Origin of the sequence: Massilia brevitalea (genome assembly GCF_030711405.1) — a bacterium.
GTDB classification, from domain to species: Bacteria; Pseudomonadota; Gammaproteobacteria; order Burkholderiales; family Burkholderiaceae_D; genus Telluria; species Telluria brevitalea.
The window spans coordinates 1-12,266 of sequence record NZ_JAULSI010000077.1 but is presented as its reverse complement, the minus strand read 5'-3'; the positions used below and the strand labels follow the sequence as shown (position 1 = coordinate 12,266).

14 protein-coding genes are annotated in these 12,266 nt (G+C 66.4%); 10 read left to right on the top strand and 4 right to left on the bottom strand.

Going from position 1 to position 12,266, the window contains the following annotated elements; translation table 11 throughout:
- Window positions 1-222: 222 nt before the first annotated feature.
- Complete coding sequence (locus QWL29_RS25655; protein WP_305825695.1) at window positions 223-1,110, bottom strand: LysR family transcriptional regulator; 888 nt, start codon at window positions 1,108-1,110, stop codon at window positions 223-225.
- 109 nt (window positions 1,111-1,219) lie between these two features.
- Between QWL29_RS25655 and QWL29_RS25650 the strand changes: the two genes are divergently transcribed.
- On the top strand, window positions 1,220-2,239 hold the full coding sequence (locus tag QWL29_RS25650) for a zinc-binding alcohol dehydrogenase family protein (protein ID WP_305825694.1): 1,020 nt from the start codon (window positions 1,220-1,222) through the stop codon (window positions 2,237-2,239).
- Between the two features lie 127 nt (window positions 2,240-2,366).
- On the opposite strand, the gene QWL29_RS25645 is transcribed toward QWL29_RS25650, so the two are convergent.
- Window positions 2,367-2,954: a DUF6624 domain-containing protein gene (locus tag QWL29_RS25645; protein WP_305825693.1), complete on the bottom strand. Its 588-nt coding sequence runs from the start codon at window positions 2,952-2,954 to the stop codon at window positions 2,367-2,369.
- 183 nt (window positions 2,955-3,137) lie between these two features.
- Here QWL29_RS25645 and QWL29_RS25640 point away from each other — a divergent pair, with 183 nt between their 5' ends.
- From QWL29_RS25640 to QWL29_RS25625, 4 genes are all read left to right on the top strand, one after another.
- On the top strand, window positions 3,138-3,752 hold the full coding sequence (locus QWL29_RS25640; RefSeq protein ID WP_305825691.1) for a histidine phosphatase family protein: 615 nt from the start codon (window positions 3,138-3,140) through the stop codon (window positions 3,750-3,752).
- An 80-nt stretch (window positions 3,753-3,832) separates the two neighbouring features.
- Window positions 3,833-4,177, top strand: coding sequence for a DUF6152 family protein (locus QWL29_RS25635; RefSeq protein WP_305825690.1), 345 nt, complete (start codon window positions 3,833-3,835; stop codon window positions 4,175-4,177).
- Window positions 4,177-4,662: a DUF6644 family protein gene (locus QWL29_RS25630; protein ID WP_305825689.1), complete on the top strand. Its 486-nt coding sequence runs from the start codon at window positions 4,177-4,179 to the stop codon at window positions 4,660-4,662. Before QWL29_RS25635 ends, QWL29_RS25630 begins: the two co-directional genes overlap by 1 nt.
- Window positions 4,663-4,763: 101 nt before the next feature.
- Window positions 4,764-5,543 (top strand): glutaminyl-peptide cyclotransferase, encoded by a 780-nt coding sequence (locus QWL29_RS25625; protein ID WP_305825688.1) that lies wholly within the window; start codon window positions 4,764-4,766, stop codon window positions 5,541-5,543.
- A gap of 2 nt (window positions 5,544-5,545) precedes the next feature.
- On the opposite strand, the gene QWL29_RS25620 is transcribed toward QWL29_RS25625, so the two are convergent.
- Window positions 5,546-6,565, bottom strand: coding sequence for a zinc-dependent alcohol dehydrogenase family protein (locus QWL29_RS25620; protein WP_305825687.1), 1,020 nt, complete (start codon window positions 6,563-6,565; stop codon window positions 5,546-5,548).
- A 384-nt stretch (window positions 6,566-6,949) separates the two neighbouring features.
- Window positions 6,950-7,894, bottom strand: a complete 945-nt coding sequence (locus QWL29_RS25615) for a DUF808 domain-containing protein (protein ID WP_305825686.1) — start codon at window positions 7,892-7,894, stop codon at window positions 6,950-6,952.
- Between the two features lie 201 nt (window positions 7,895-8,095).
- Between QWL29_RS25615 and QWL29_RS25610 the strand changes: the two genes are divergently transcribed.
- The 5 genes from QWL29_RS25610 to QWL29_RS25590 all read left to right on the top strand — a co-directional run bounded on the left by QWL29_RS25610 (window position 8,096) and on the right by QWL29_RS25590 (window position 12,168).
- Entirely contained in the window at window positions 8,096-8,341 is a 246-nt protein-coding gene (locus QWL29_RS25610; RefSeq protein ID WP_305825685.1) for a BrnA antitoxin family protein, read from the top strand.
- Between the two features lie 124 nt (window positions 8,342-8,465).
- Entirely contained in the window at window positions 8,466-8,750 is a 285-nt protein-coding gene (locus QWL29_RS25605; protein WP_305825684.1) for an HU family DNA-binding protein, read from the top strand.
- A gap of 93 nt (window positions 8,751-8,843) precedes the next feature.
- Window positions 8,844-9,485, top strand: coding sequence for a LysE family transporter (locus QWL29_RS25600; RefSeq protein ID WP_305825683.1), 642 nt, complete (start codon window positions 8,844-8,846; stop codon window positions 9,483-9,485).
- 139 nt (window positions 9,486-9,624) lie between these two features.
- Window positions 9,625-11,781, top strand: a complete 2,157-nt coding sequence (locus QWL29_RS25595) for a DUF6600 domain-containing protein (RefSeq protein WP_305825682.1) — start codon at window positions 9,625-9,627, stop codon at window positions 11,779-11,781.
- 120 nt (window positions 11,782-11,901) lie between these two features.
- A complete protein-coding gene (locus QWL29_RS25590; RefSeq protein WP_305825681.1) occupies window positions 11,902-12,168 on the top strand; it encodes a DUF493 family protein in 267 nt (88 codons plus the stop codon).
- Window positions 12,169-12,266: the final 98 nt, after the last annotated feature.

The window sequence follows — 12,266 nt, the reverse complement described above, 5'->3', positions numbered from 1 at the left end:
GTTATCAGGAGGGTGGAGTCCATCACATTAGGGTGGGCACTTGTGCCCACGCGGATTCAACGGGCCACGAACAGAGCAGGCAACAGCCCCATTACTTGATGCGCCCCCCATTTTTCCCGCAGCCATCCATCGGTGTTTGTGGCGCTGTTGCGTGAAGCGATACTGGTTTGCGGGATCCGCGTGGGCACAAGTGCCCACCCTACGGGATACGCTGACTGGGACTCAGGAAAGGTAACTCGCCAGGTCGAACTGGTCGATAAATTCCAGCAAGGCAGACAAAGCCGCGGGACGGTGGCTGCGCCCGGGATACACCGCGTAATAGCTGTTGTCGGTGGGCGGATGCTCGGGCAGCACCAGCTGCACGCTGCCGGACGCCAGGGCGTCGCGCACCATGAACCAGGGCAGCAGCGCGATGCCGGCGCCGGCGACTGCCAGGCCGCGCAGGGTGTTGAGGTTGTTGGCGCGCAGCGCCGCACCGAGGGCGGGGATGTGGACGATCTTGCCGTCGCTCTGCAGCGGCCACTCGGGCAAGACATCGTGCAGCAGCAGCTGGTGGCGGCCCAGGTCGGCCGGTTGCGCCGGCGTGCCGTGCTGCTGCAGATAAGCGGGCGAGGCCACCAGCACGCGCCGCACCGTGCCCACGCGGCGCGAGACGAAACTCGAATCGCCCAGCTGCCCGGTGCGCAGGGCCAGGTCGATGCGCTCGGCCACCAGGTCGAGGTGGGCGTCGGTGATCACGCATTCGACGCTCACCGCCGGGTAGCGCGCCTGAAAAGCCGCCAGCAGCGGCGGCAGCAGCAAAATGCCGGAAGCTTCCGGCGCGGTCAGGCGCAAGTTGCCGGCCGGTTCGTCGCGCAGGCGCGAGATGGCGGCGTCGGCGGCGTGCGCCGCGTCGAGCATGGTTTCGCAGTGGGTGAGGTAGACCTGGCCGGCGGCCGTCAAGCTCAGGCGGCGCGTGGTCCGGTGCAGCAGGCGCACGCCGAGCGCGGTTTCGAGTTCGGCCACGCGTTGGCTGACGGTGGACTTCGGCAGTCCGGTGGCGCCCGCTGCCGCCGTAAAACTGCCGGCATGCGCCACCTGGACGAACAGCGCCATCGCGTCGAGCTTCATTGTCCGTCCCGTTGGATAGTCTTTTCGGATTATAGCGGCTAATCAATACAATCTTTTCTGGCTACACTGGGACTTTATTGATTGACCTTAAACCCACAAGGAAACACCCATGAAAGCCATTGCCGCCTTTGCCGCCCTGCCCGCCGACCACCCGAGCGCTCTGCAAGACCTGAACCTGGCCGACCCGGTCGCCAGCGGCCACGACCTGCTGGTCGAAGTGCACGCCGTGTCCGTGAATCCGGTCGACACCAAGGTGCGCCGCGGCCTGCCGGCCGAAGGCCAGTCCGAACCGCGCGTGCTGGGCTGGGATGCCAGCGGCATCGTGCGCGCCGTCGGCCCGAACGTGACCCTGTTCCAGCCGGGCGACCGCGTCTGGTATGCCGGCGCCATCCACCGCGCAGGCAGCAACAGCGAACTGCACCTGGTAGACGAGCGCATCGTCGGCCGCATGCCGGCCTCGCTCGGCTTTGCCGAAGCCGCCGCCCTGCCGCTGACGGCGATCACCGCCTGGGAGCTGCTGTTCGACCGTCTCGGCCTGCAGCGCGGCGGCCACGCAGGCGAAAAATTGCTGGTGGTCGGTGCGGCCGGCGGTGTCGGCTCGATTTTGATCCAGCTGGCGCGCCAGCTGACCGGCATCACCGTGATCGCCACCGCCTCGCGTCCGCAAACCCAGGCCTGGGTGCGCGACCTGGGTGCGCAGCACGTGATCGACCACAGCCAGCCGCTCGATAAAGCCTTGCTGGATGCGGAACTGGGCGAAGTCGACTACGCCATCAGCCTGACTCACACCGACCAGCACTTCGCCGCCCTGGTGAACGCCATCAAACCGCAGGGCAAGCTGGCGCTGATCGACGATCCGGAGCCGATCGACATCCGCCTGCTCAAGCGCAAGAGCATCTCGCTGCACTGGGAACTGATGTTCACCCGCTCGCTGTTCGAGACTGCCGACATCCAGGCCCAGCACAACCTTCTGAACGAAGTAGCGCAGCTGGTCGACGCCGGCCGCATCCGCACCACGCTGGCCGAGCACTTCGGCGCCATCAACGCCGCCAACCTGCGCCGCGCCCACGCCTTTATCGAGAGTGGCGCGGCCAGCGGCAAGGTGGTGCTGGAAGGCTTCGGGGAGTGAGTCGAGGCCGGTTTTCGGGTGTCGCGCGCGGGAATTTACCGATGAGTTTTCCGGGCCGTCAAAAAACGTCGTTTTTACTCAATATACCGTTTATATGATTTATTCAAAATAAACGGTATAAACAGTATTATTTGTTGAATCGGAGTGGCGGCATGGCGGCCTGGTTTTCGCACCCCTCGTGGATGACCATGAGGTTGGCCTGCTTCTCCTGCTCCTCCAGGCCAGGCAGGCCAAGCTGTCTGCGGCGTTCTTCCACCCGGGCCCGGTCGTCCAGCGGCTGCGGCGTCCAGCGGCATGCGTCGAGCTGGCGCATCTGGGTGCCATAGCGCTGCGGCTCTCCCCTGGCGACGGCGATGCGGTCCAGCAGCTGCGCCAGCGCGGGGCCATCCGCTTCACCGGCGGCCACCGCCCGTTCCAGGTGCGGGGCCGCCGCCTGCTGCAGCGCCAGGTCGTGACGCACCAGCTGCCAGGCCGCCTTGCCCGCCCCGGCGCCGTGGACTGAACGCAGGGGCCAGCCGCAGCGCGCCAGCAGCGTTTCCAGGCGTATGGCATTGCTGCGCTCGACCAGGGCCAGCTGCGCCCCGCGCCGCGTCTGTCCGCCATCTTCCGGCGCGGCCAGGTAATCCTGGCGCCCACGCAGGGCCTGGTCGGCTTCCAGCATCGCCTGCACGTCCTCGCCATACCCTGCGCAGGCGGCGGCATCTTGCGTTTGCATCTGTGCCTGCGCCACGCCACCTGCCAGACCCGCGCCCAAGAGGCAGATCCGCGCCATGCGCGGTACCGTCGACAATCCCATGCTGTGTTCTCAAAAAGATAATTTCTAAAGAGTAACACGGTGCGTGCGCTCGTCCGCCCATGCAAGGTTCATAATCGGATCAGCCATCCATGGGAGAGCGTCATGCTGAGTTGGGTACTTCCTCGCCTGCTTCTTTGCCTGCTGATCTTCTCTCCCACCGCGCATGCCGCCGATGCCGGCGACGAGGCCCTGTGGCAGCGCCTGCGCGGCAACGACGTCATCGTGCTGATGCGCCACGCCGCCACCACGCCCGGTGTCGGCGACCCGCCCGGCTTCGATCTCGGCAAGTGCGCCACCCAGCGCAACCTCTCTGCAGCCGGCCGCGACGACGCCCGCGCCATCGGCGCCGCTTTCCGTCATCACAACATCGTGCCCGGCGCCGTCTGGTCCAGCCGCTGGTGCCGTTGCCTGGAAACGGCGCGCCTCGCCTTCGACGGGGTGAAACCCGAACCGACGCTCGATTCGATGTTCAAGGTCGACCAAGCCAGCGGCGCCGCCAGGGTGCGCGACCTCCATAACCGCCTGGAAGAATGGCGCGGCGTAGGGCCGCTGGTGCTGGTCACCCACGACGTCAACATCCGCGCCCTCACCGGGGAATACGTGGCGCAGGGAGAAATGGTGCTCACCGTGCTGCGCGAGGGCCGGCTGGACGTCATCGGCCGCCTGAACGCCCATGGCGGCAGGCAGGCGGCGGCCGTGCCGACGGGCGCACGATAGACGCCGACTAACCAGTTCCAGAGATAACGGACGTACAATCCGCACGTGCATCTCATCTTGTCGCGTTCCGGGAGACCCTCATGAAGAAGCGTCTGTTCCTGCTCGCCGCGCTGGCCGCCGCCGGCAGCGCCCTTGCCCACCATGGCTGGAGCGAATACCAGTCCGACAAACCGCTCGACCTCACCGGCACCATCGAACAGGCCGGCTACGAGCAGCCGCACGGCTTCGTGCGCCTGAAAACGGCCGATAAAACCTGGCTGGTGGTTCTGGCCCCGCCCTCGCGCATGGAAAGCCGGGGCCTGCCGCGCGACAAGCTGGTGGCCGGCCAGAAAGCCAGCGTCCACGGTTATCCCCACCGCAGCAAGGGCGACGAACTGCGCGCCGAACGCATCACCATCGAGGGCAAGACCACGGAGCTGCGCTGATGGCGCTGGAGGCGGCAGCGGCCTGGCTGGAGCAGACGCCGCTCTCGCAGGCGATGCGGGGCGACCCCTGGCTGTACCCGGCTGTCGAAATCGTCCACATCTTTGGCTTTGCGGTGCTGGTGGGCAGCGTGGTGCTGTTCGATTTGCGTGTGCTCGGCTTTGCGCGCGGCTTGCCGGTGCAGCCGCTGGCGCACCACCTGCTGCGCTGGGCCGTTAGCGCCCTGCTGCTGATCGTGCCGGCCGGGCTGCTGCTGTTTTCCGCCCACCCCGCCGAGCTGGCGCGCAACCCCGCCTTTCAATGGAAACTGATGCTGATCGCCGCTGCCGGGCTGAATGCACTGGCCTTCCACGTTTTTCCTTACCGCAGCGTGGCGAATTGGGAACGCGAGACACCGGCGCCGCCGGCCGCGCGTGCCCACGCGCTGCTGTCGATCCTGCTCTGGCTCGGCGTGATCACCTGCGGACGGCTGCTGGCTTATCTGTAAACCGAGTTGTGACTGAGCTGTAACCCCGGCTGTAGCGCCCGCAACATCGCCTGCCCCTTCATGCTAGAGTGGCCATCCCGACCAGTCTCATCCGGCCCACCATGCTGAAAACCTCCGCCCTCGCCGCCGTTCTCGTCACCGCGCTTGCCAGCCACGCCGCCCAGGCCGCGATTCCCCTCTACGGTTTCGTCGTCAAGAACACCTACCCGCACGACCCGCAAGCCTTTACCCAGGGCCTGTTCTTCCGCGACGGCCATTTGTACGAGAGCACCGGCCTGAACGGGCGCTCGACGCTGCGCAAGGTCGAGCTAAAGAGCGGCAAGGTGCTGCAGAAGACCGACCTGCCGGCCGAGGTCTTCGGCGAAGGCTCGACGGCATTCGGCGACAACATCTACGGCCTGACCTGGCAATCGAAGTTCGGCTTCGTGTTCGACGCCAGGACCTTTGCGGTAAAAGGCCGCTTCCAGTACGAGGGCGAAGGCTGGGGCCTGGCCAGCGACGCCAAGCACGTCTACATGAGCGACGGCAGCGCCAGCATCCGCGTGCTCGATCCGAAGAACCTGAAGGAAGTGCGGCGCGTGCAGGTAACGGCCGAGGGCAAGGCGATCGACTCGCTGAACGAACTGGAAATCGTGGATGGCGAACTGTATGCGAACGTCTGGGGAACCGACGTGATCGCGCGTATCGACCCGGTGTCCGGCAAGGTGGTCGGCTGGGTCGATTTGCGCAATTTGCTGCCGCCCGCACAGCGCGGCACCAGCTCGGTCGATGCCGTATTGAACGGCATCGCCTGGGATGGCAAGCATCGCCGGCTGTACGTCACCGGCAAGTTCTGGCCGAAGCTGTTCGAGATCGAACTGGTACGCTTCGAGGGAAAATAAACCTAGGCCGTTACTGCGATGACGACCTTGCCGAAGTGCGAGCCCGATTCCATGTAGCGGTAGGCTTCCTTCGCCTGGTCGAAAGTGAACACGCGGTCGACCACCGGCTTGATGTCGGTGGTGGCGGCAAAGCGCATCACGTCTTCCAGCATCTTGCGGCTGCCGACGAAAATCCCGACCATGCGCTTGGCGCTGGCCAGCAGGGTCGCCGGATTGACTTCGCCGCCAAAGCCGCTCACGCCGCCGATGATCGCCACGCTGCCGCCCATCGCCGCCGCCGACACCGAGCGGTTCACCGTGCCCTGGCCGCCCACTTCCAGCACCACCTCGGCGCCACGTCCGTGCGTCAGGCGCAGCACTTCTTCCTGCCATTCCGGTGTGCTGCGGTAGTTGATGGTGTGGTGCGCGCCGAGTTCGCGCGCGCGCTGCAGCTTTTCGTCGCTCGAGGACGTGATGATGGTGCGCAGGCCGGCCGCCTTTGCCAACTGCAGGCCCAGCACCGACACGCCGCCGGTACCCAGCAGCAGCACGGTGTCGCCCGGCTGGATGCCGTTGCTCGACACGAAAATCGCATTCCAGGCGGTGACGCCGGCGCAGGGCATGGTCGATGCTTCCACAAAGCTCAGCTGCGGCGGAATCTTCACCAGCGCGTCTTCGTGCAGGATGACTTCCTCGGCCAGCATGCCGTCGATGTCGCCGCCCAGGGCATGGCGGATCTTCTCGGGCGCGGTGCGGCCGTCATGCCAGTGCGGGAAGAAGGAGCCGGCTACGCGGTCGCCCACCTGCAGGCGCGTCACGCCGCTGCCCACGGCCAGCACTTCGCCGGCGCCGTCCGAGCACGGGATGATCGGATCGTCCACGTTCACCAGGTAATTCCCGCTGGTCACCATCAGGTCGCGGTAGTTCAGCGATACCGCATGCACCCGCATCCGTACCTCGCCCGGCGCCAGCTCGCGCTCGGGAAAATCCACGCACTGCAGTCCGTCGATGTTGCTGCCCGGTAGTATCTGGTAAGCCCGCATTCGGTCCTCCGTCGGTTGGTGGTCAGCGGGCATTCTACTGTGCCCGGATACGGCGCGTTGCACGTCATGGGCGCAGCTGCACTTGGTTCGAGTGGCACGGGGTGCTGGTGGTGGATCGCCGGGCTGCTGCTCATGAGCCTGGAGATCACCATCACGCTGGTGGCATGGCGGGCCGGCGGGTCTGGTGCGCGTGGACTACGGGTGGAGGATGAGGAGGCGCTTGGTGGGTTCGAGAACCCACCCTACGATTAAATACTGCGGAGGTAGGGTGGGTTCTTGAACCCACCAATTCGGTGGATCAATCGAGCTGCAATGCAGGGTGGGTCGGTCCGCGTGCGGCTCGAACCCACCATGACAACGGCCCGATCAATCGAAACGCTACGCTCAATGCGCCGGCACCGCCTTCTTCCCGCGCAGCTTGTTTACCACCGTCACCACCAGCAGCACCAGCGCGCCGACGATCACACCGGCCAGCGCATCGATCACGGTTGGCGTGATCGCGCCCAGCACGTTGCCGATGCCTGGCACCGTGGCCATGCGTTCGGCCGATTCCAGCGCGAAGTGGTGCAGCGGTTCCCAGTTGTGACCGATGATGCCGCCGCCGACCATGAACATGGCGGCGGTGCCGACGATGGTCAGCAGTTTCATCAGGCGTGGCGCAGTGGCCAGCAGCAGGCGGCCCAGGCTGCGCGCGAAGCCGCTCGTCTTCTTGCTCAGGTACAGGCCGGCGTCGTCGATCTTGACGATGCCTGCCACCAGGCCGTACACGCCGATCGTCATCACCAGCGAAATAATGATCAGCACCGACAGCTGCTGGAGGAAAGGCATCTTCGATACTTCGCCCAGCGAGATCACGATGATCTCGGCCGAGAGGATGAAGTCGGTGCGGATTGCGCCCTTGATCTTGTCCTTCTCCACCGCGCACAGGTCGACATTCGGCGCGGCCAGGGCCGTGGCCAGGCGTTCCTCGTTGGCCGCGTCTTCCTCGGGGCTGTGCAGGAATTTGTGGGCCAGCTTCTCGAAACCCTCGAAGCAGAGGAAGGCGCCGCCGATCATCAACAGTGGAATGATGGCCCAGGGCGCGAACGCGGAAATCAGCAGCGCGGCCGGCACCAGGATCGCCTTGTTCAGCAGCGAACCCTTGGCCACCGCCCACACCACCGGCAGTTCGCGCTCGGCGTGCACGCCGCTCACCTGCTGGGCGTTCAGGGCCAGGTCGTCGCCCAGCACGCCGGCGGTTTTCTTCGCCGCCACCTTGCTCATCAGCGTCACATCGTCCAGCACGCTGGCGATGTCGTCTAGTAATGCCAGCAAACTGCCTGCAGCCATGAACCTACTCCCAAGATGTCAATATGGCAGCATCTTAACCGAGGGCAGGTCGCGCAGGCACACGGTTCAGCGCGTTTTTCTTGCATTTCAGGCCCGGAAAACTGCAACTCGTCGCTTTCGCCGGTATTTCATGCGGCGCATACGTATAGTCCATCGTCAAAGCTGCGCCACGGCAGCTTCGCCCAGACGAAGGAGACCTCGATGAACCCGACCATGACCCAAGCCGCATCCCAGTCCGTACCGCAGTCCGTCCACCAGGCCGCCGCGCCGGCGCGCCGCACCCGTCCGCCGAAACGCAAGACCCGCATCACCATCTACCTCGACGACGAGGTGCTGAACGCCTTCCGCAACCTGTCGGAAAGTTCGGGCACCGGTTACCAGACGCTGATCAACGCGGCGCTGCGCACCCGCCTGGCAAATGCCAAACCGGAAGCCGGACTTCTCTGATTTCGCAGAACGCCCGTATTTCCAGCCACGCCGCGAAACGCGGCCGTCGCGCACGGCCGTGCGAAAGATTACAGGTGAGAATTTTTTATGCTAATCTTTCCGCTCTTTCAACCCCGGAGGCACCATGAAAAAAGGCGAACTGGTCGCTGAATTTGCCAAGCGTACCGAAATGTCCGGTACCGCGGCCAACAGCGCGGTCAACACCATCCTCGAGATCATCACCGAACGTCTGAAAAAAGGCGACACCGTCGGTATCACCGGCTTCGGCACCTTCTCGGTGACCAAGCGCGCAGCCCGCAAAGGCCGCAACCCGGCAACCGGCGAAGTCATCAAGATCGCCGCGTCGAAAACCCCGCGTTTCGCTGCCGGTGCGACCCTGAAGGCCGCCGTCAACCCGCGCAAGAAGTAATCCCGTCTTTCCCACGGCCTGGCGCGGCGGCCCACGCCCACGCGCCTGCCGTGTCAGTACGTCGTTTCTCCTCATTCCTCCTTTAAGTTCCCCATGTCTTTCGCCACCTGGATCGCCTTCGTCATCGCCGGCACCGTCATCGCCATTTCGCCGGGATCGGGCGCCGTGCTGTCGATGTCGCATGGGCTGGCCTATGGCGTGAAAAAAGCCAGCGCCACCGTGCTCGGCCTGCAACTGGGCCTGATCCTGGTGCTGGCCATTGCCGGCGCCGGCGTCGGTTCGCTGCTGCTGGCCTCGGAAACTGCCTTTACCGTGGTGAAAGTGATCGGCGCGCTCTACCTGATTTATCTCGGCATCTCGCAGTGGCGCTCGAAGGACGCGTCCGGCCCTACAGCCAGCGCCGCCGGCCTGGCCGCCCACCCGCCCTTCGGCAAGCGCGTGCTGACCGGTTTCCTGACGAATGCCACCAATCCGAAGGGCATCATCTTCATGGTCGCGGTGCTGCCGCAGTTCATTTCCAAGGATGCGCCGCTACTGCCGCAGTTGCTGATCCTGGGCGTGACCATGGTCGTCATCGACAGCACGGTCATGCACGGCTATGCCTTTCTGGCGTCGTCGATGCAGCGCTTGTTCCGCGATGCACGCGCGATGCGCATCCAGAACCGCTTCTTCGGCGCGGTGCTGGTCGTCGTCGGTTCGATGCTGTTCTTCGTCAAGCGCGCTGGCGCACACTGAGTTTTCCGGGCCTAGTCAGAGCTTGTGTATGTTTCGCTCATGCACAAGTTGAAACCGTCTGTAACCCGTGTTGTCCCCAAGTCTTGTCGTGCGTTGTAATCAGATAGACGTCTTCCGCCCCCACCCCCTGGAGCCTTCGATGAAACCTCGCTTTCTGATGAAAACCGCAGCGCTCCTGGCGCTGGCTGTGTCCTCCACGCTGGCGCTGGCCGATGATCCGCCGGCCCAGGTCGGGCGCATCGCGCTGACCCAGGGGCAAGTCAGCATCAGCGCCGGGCAAGGGGACGCCGCCAGCACCGCCCTGGTCAACTGGCCTGTCACTTCCAGCAATACCGTCACTACGGCGCCGGGCGCGCGCACCGAGCTGCGCGTGGGTTCGAGCGCGATCCGTCTCGACGGCGACTCCAGCCTCGACGTGATCCAGCTCGACGACGACAACCTGCGCCTGCGCCTGCACTACGGCAGCGTCAGCGTCCGCATCGCCAATCCCGAGGTGCTGGGCGGCTTCGAGCTGTCCACGCCCCAGGGCCGGGTGCTGATGCAGGAAGCGGGCCGCCTGCGCGTGGACGCCGAACTGGCCGCCGACACCAGCACCATCAACGTCTTCGACGGCGTGGCGGTCGTCGAGGGCGGCGGCGAGCGCCTGACCGTGCGAGCCGGACGCCGCGCCGACATCGCCGGGCCGGACCTGCGCACCGCCCAGGCCGTGCGCGACGCCTTCGACGCCTGGGCGCTGGAGCGCGACCGCCAGGCCGATTCGGCGCTTGCCACGCGCTACATTCCGCGCGAAATGACGGGCTACGAAGACCTCGACCGCTACGGCAGCTGGAGCAGCGACAGCGAATACGGCAACCTCTGGATACCCTCGGTGTCGTCGACCTGGGTGCCCTACCGCGACGGACGCTGGACCTGGATCGCCCCCTGGGGCTGGACCTGGGTCGACAACGCGCCCTGGGGCTATGCGCCCTTCCACTACGGCCGCTGGGTGCAGGTGAACCGGCGCTGGGCCTGGGCCCCGGGCCACCACGAGCGCCGCCCGGTATGGGCGCCGGCCCTGGTCGGCTGGGTTGGCGGCGCCGGCTGGAACCTGAATTTCAATTCGCGTCCCTCGGCCGGGCAAGGCTGGTATCCGCTGGCGCCGCACGAGCGCTTCGTGCCCGGCTACCGCCTGTCGGACGACCATTTGCGGCGCCTGGCCTGGCAAGCCGCGCGCGGGCGCGACGGTAACCGCGACGGCAAGGATGGGAAAAAGCGCGACTACCGGCGCGAGGGCCTGACCGTGGTGCCGCAGGACCGCTTCAACGGGCGCCGCGAAGTGGTGGTGCCGCGCGAACCGCGCGCCACGCCGCCGGCCAGCTGGGCGCGCGCGCCGGTGGCGCTGCCGCCGACGCCGCCGGTGAAGTTCGGCAGCATCGGCCAGGGCGCGAACGTGCGCGATGCGGCGCGCGCCGTTGCCGAGGATGCCGCCCGCGCCGCCGGCCGCAATGACGGACGTGGCGACGGACGTGGCGAACTGCGCGCTAATGAGCGCCGCGACTGGAACCGCGATGGACGTCCCGATGGTCGTGCGGACGGGCGTCCGGATGGGCGTCCCGACTATGCGGGACGCGGCAACCAGCCGGCCGCCATTCCGAGCAGCCTGGCAGTGCCGGCAGCGCCCGCCGCGAGTCCCCTGCCGGCGCCGCCCCAGGCGGCCGTGATCGGCAGCAGCGTGCCGGTGATCGTCGGCGGTGGCCGCGAGCGCGACCGCGACGACCGCATGCGCCAGGAACCCCGCGGCCAGTTCGAGGACGGGCGCCGCAACCGCTTCCAGCAGCGCGCCGGCAACGAGGCCCAGGTCCCGCGTTCGACCGTGCCGGTGCTCAGCGGCCAGCCGGCGCCGGTGATGAGCGCCCAGCCGGCGCCCGAGCGCAACTGGTCGCGCGACGTGCAACGCGATGCGCAAAGAGATGCGCAGCGAGAAGCACAGCGAGAAGCACAGCGAGAAGCACCGCGCGAGGTCCACAGGGAGTCGCCGCGCTTCGGCAGCGCCGGCGCCATGGAAGCGGCTGCCGCCGCCGCGGCGGCGCGTGCCCAGCAACAGGCGCGTCCGGTACCGACCGCCATCTCTGCGCCGCCACCGCGCGCCATGCCTTCGCCTCCGCCGGCCCCGGCCCCGGCCCCGGCCATCGCGGCGCCTGCGCCATCCCCGGCGCCGTCAGCAGCCCCGGAACGCCGCCCCGCACCCGCGGCCCAGCCGAGGAATGCCGACGATGGCGGTGGCCGCCGCGGTCCCGCACGCCAGATGGAGCGCTGACCACCATCCGGGCCGGCCTGCGTGCCGGCCTTTTTTCACCACGCCAGGGTCAATCGCAGCCCGGACGATACGCCGGCTGCGCGCTTTGGCTACAATGTCCTTTTGCACAGGAATTGAACAATGGACCCCAAAGATTCCCTCATCGAATACCCGAGCGATTTCCCGATCAAGGTACTGGGCCCGACGCACGACGCCTTTGCCGCCACCATCGTCGAAGTGGTCACCGGTTTCGACCCGACCTTCCACCATGGCCGCATGGAAGTGCGTCCTTCCGGCAAGGGCAACTACACCGGCCTGACCTGTACGGTGCGCGCCACCAGCCGCGAGCAGCTCGACGACATCTACCGCACCCTGTCGTCGCACCCGATGGTCAAGATCGTTCTGTAAGGTAATACCCTGCCAGGCCTCGGCACTGCCGGTGGCGCTGGCTTATAATGTCGGGGCTGGTGCGACCTGTGGTCGCTTATGTCGCTCTGCGGCAATCA